This is a genomic window from Paracoccus sp. MC1854, assembly GCF_014164635.1.
Classification (GTDB): Bacteria; Pseudomonadota; Alphaproteobacteria; order Rhodobacterales; family Rhodobacteraceae; genus Paracoccus.
In genome coordinates this window covers 1-3,384 of the sequence record NZ_JACJFU010000087.1, presented here as the reverse complement: position 1 = coordinate 3,384, position 3,384 = coordinate 1, and the positions used below count along the sequence as shown (strand labels likewise).

Below are 3,384 nucleotides of genomic sequence, written 5' to 3'. Positions count from 1 at the left end.
TTGGAGGACTAGAGACGCGTGAGAAGGTAGTAGCCGTCACCTTTCGATTCACCTTACGGCTCACTGAATCTGGTGTCCACTTGAACCGTTCTAGCCGTCATTCTGGCTAGCTAAGTATATAGACCCCTTTTTTAACGGGGTGAGTCCCTCCAATAAGCAATCGGCAACTGCCCTCCGCTCGCGACGATAGCACAAGCTGTTTCTACTGCGCACAGGAAGGCCAGACCCGGGACAGTTTTTTAGCACCTCCCACTTTCGCCGGGGAAACAGTCCACTGGACTGTTTACTGATCCGGCTCAAATCGCGCAGTATCCGGTTTTCCTTGCACAGCCGCTCGTTCTCTCGCAGCAGGTCTGCATTTTGGTCCGGCACCTTGGCCTCATCGGAAATCGCCCGGGTCCATTTGCCGGGGGTCGACAAGCCGATCCCCAGATCAGACGCAACCTGACGTCGTGTCAGGCCGCTGGTGAGCGCAATGCGAACCGCATCCCGCTTGAACTCGTCGCTGTGTGTCGCTGCCATATTTGGTCTCCCTTCGTGGCGAGCATCGCTCTCAGAAGACTGGAACGAAACTGGGAAAGGTCCATTGCGCATGAAGACCTCTGCCTCGCGGGCGAGCGAGTGCAGGTCGGCCAGTAGCCCGCCCCGAAGTCGACGTGCTTCCCACCAGCGGTCATAGGCCGCGTTGTTGCGAAAACCCAAGAACAGCGACAGCGCGATCCCGAAGACGGTGAAAGGGGCAGCGTCGATGACAGGCAGCGGGTGCCAGGCTCGCTCCACCGCCACGAGGAGTGCTGCCACTGCCATCAACGACAAAAGGGGATAAGCGATGTGCGGCAACACCGAGCCGCGCATTGTGAAGACGAGCTCCCACAAACCAGGCTTGCTGCGGACGATCATGCGCAGACGCCTTGGCTCGATCAGGCTGGCAAGCCTCAACGTACCTTGATCTGCGGCGGCCCTGCTGGGCAATCGTCTGATGGTCGGACTTCACCCGTCCGGAAGCGGCCTGAGGGGCAACGCTGAAGAAAGCCAAGAGCTGGAAATGCTCCGGTCAGATGGCCAACCGAGAGGACAGGCCACTTGCAACCATGATAGCTCCCACATCACCACGACGGATTGACCTGGGCGAGCGAGGCGAAGCATGATCGAACAGCCTGAAGGAACGCGCAAGGCTCGGACCCGAGACCGGGGCAGGACTGACAGGCACACCGGCTCGGTTTCAGTCAGGGGCATCCGCTGGAGGCAGGCCAGGTCACCGCATCCAAGCGTGGAGGAATGACTATGGCAGAGAAAAACTCCGGAGAGGTCACGAGGTCTGAGGGCGGAACTGCGCCGGGGCCGGATGTGCTGCTGCAGATCTGGAGTTCCTGGATGGATCAGATTTTTGCGTCGTCGCGAACTGCAGCGGACCCGGGAAATGCCGGGTGGGACCCGTCCAAGGCTCCTCTTTCCGCATCGTTCACGGGGGGCACCCAGCATCTCCAGGATGCGCTGTCCCGGAATCCGACGCTCCGCTCGATCGACCAGATGTGGAATGCCAATCCCCTGCGCGACGTCATCCCGCTCGACTGGGCGGAGATTGCCCGCGCCCTGCGCACCGTCTGGCTGCGCTCGCTGGCCCGGCCCGAGACGGCGGTGTCCGTCATGCAGTTCAATCAGGACCTGTGGCGCTCGGCGATAAACGTCTGGCAGGAGGCGGGGCAGCGCTGGCTGGGCAATGCCCAGGCCTTGCAGGACAAGGCCCCCACGTCGCCGGCCGACAAGCGCTTTGCCGCGCCCGAATGGCAAACGAACCCCGCCTATCGCGCCCTCATGGAGGTCTATCTTCTCGCCTCGGACTGGCTCATGGAGCAGAACAGGGGCGAGGACATGGACGACGCCGAGCGGCAGCGCGTCAACTTCCATCTTCGCCAGTTCGTCGACGCGATGAGCCCGACGCTGATGCTGCTCTCCAACCCCGCCGCGCTGCGCAAGGCGCTTGAGACCGGCGGCACCAGCATGGCGGCCGGGGCGAGAAACCTCATGGCCGACCTCGCCGCCGGGCGGCTCAGCATGGTGGACGAGGATGCCTTCGCGCCGGGGCGCAACCTCGCGCTCACCCCCGGCAAGGTGGTCCATCGCAACCGGCTGATCGAACTCATCCAGTACGAGCCGACGACGAAGCAGGTCCACCAGGTGCCGCTGCTGATCCTGCCCCCCTGGATCAACAAGTTCTACATTCTCGACATGCAGCCCCGGAACAGCATGGTGAAGTACCTGGTAGATCAGGGCTTCACCGTGTTCGTGGTCTCGTGGAAGAACCCCGACGCCTCGATGGACGGGATCGGCATCGAGGACTACATGGACCTGGGCCTGCTGGAAGCCGGCGATGTGGCGCGCGACATCACCGGCAGCCCCACGGTCAACATCATGGGCTACTGCATCGGCGGCACGCTTCTGACGATGACGCTGGCGATGCTGGCAGCCAAGGGGAAAGGCGCGGAGCGCATCAACTCGGCGAGCTTCATGGTCTCGCTGCAGGACTTTTCGCGCGTGGGTGACACCGCCGTCTTCATGGACGAGCCGGGGCTTGATCTCGTCGAACAGCAGATGATGGACCGCGGCTATCTCGACAGCCGCGAGATGTCCAACATGTTCAATCTCTTGCGCTCGAACGATCTTATCTGGGCCAATGTGGTCAACAACTACCTGCTGGGCAACAAGCCGCCCGCCTTCGACCTGCTCTACTGGAACAGCGACGGCACCCGGATGACGCGCGCCGCGCACAGCTGGTACCTGCGCAACACCTATCTCGAGAACAACCTCATCGAGCCCGGCAAGATCACGCTGAAGGGCGTGCCCCTCGATCTCGGCCGGATCAAGCTGGACTGCTATGCGGTCGGCGCCGAAAAGGACCACATCGTGCCTTGGGACGCAGCCTGGCGTATCACGCAGCTTTTCGGCGGCGATGTGCGGTTCGTCCGCGCCTCAAGCGGCCACATCGCCGGGGTCATCAATCCGCCCGGCGGCAAGGGCGCCTACTGGACGTGGGAGAAGGACAGCACGGCGTCCAGCCCGGAACAGTGGCTTCAAAGCGCGACCCGGCATGACGGCAGCTGGTGGACGGATTGGACGGCGTGGCTTTCCGCCCGCTCGGGCAGAAAGGTTGCGCCGCCTTCAATGGGCAGCAAGACGTATCCTCCGCTTCAGGACGCGCCGGGAAGCTACGTCCTGGAGAAGTAGAAGATGGCTGAGCGGATGCATCATTCGCGGGATGGAGATGGGGTGGATGCCGCTCTCTCCCCTACGGCGTCGCAATGCGCCAAGCTTGTGATGCTGAAGTCACAAGAGAAACAAGAGGGCATCCATGAAGGAAATTAGCATCATCGGCGTCGACCTGGC

At 62.4% G+C, this 3,384-nt stretch carries 1 protein-coding gene and 2 pseudogenes; 1 reads left to right on the top strand and 2 read right to left on the bottom strand.

Annotation, left to right across the window (positions count from 1 at the left end; all coding sequences use genetic code 11):
- Positions 1–252: 252 nt before the first annotated feature.
- Together H5395_RS17980 and H5395_RS17975 are read right to left on the bottom strand one after the other, a co-directional pair.
- Positions 253–522: pseudogene (locus H5395_RS17980) on the bottom strand (transposase); the annotation flags it as partial.
- Between the two features lie 90 nt (positions 523–612).
- Positions 613–855: pseudogene (locus tag H5395_RS17975) on the bottom strand (bestrophin family ion channel); the annotation flags it as partial.
- Positions 856–1,530: 675 nt separating this feature from the next.
- On the opposite strand from H5395_RS17975, the gene H5395_RS17970 reads away from it, so the two are divergent.
- A complete protein-coding gene (locus tag H5395_RS17970) occupies positions 1,531–3,225 on the top strand; it encodes an alpha/beta hydrolase (RefSeq protein ID WP_220495122.1) in 1,695 nt (564 codons plus the stop codon).
- The last annotated feature ends 159 nt before the right edge of the window (positions 3,226–3,384 follow it).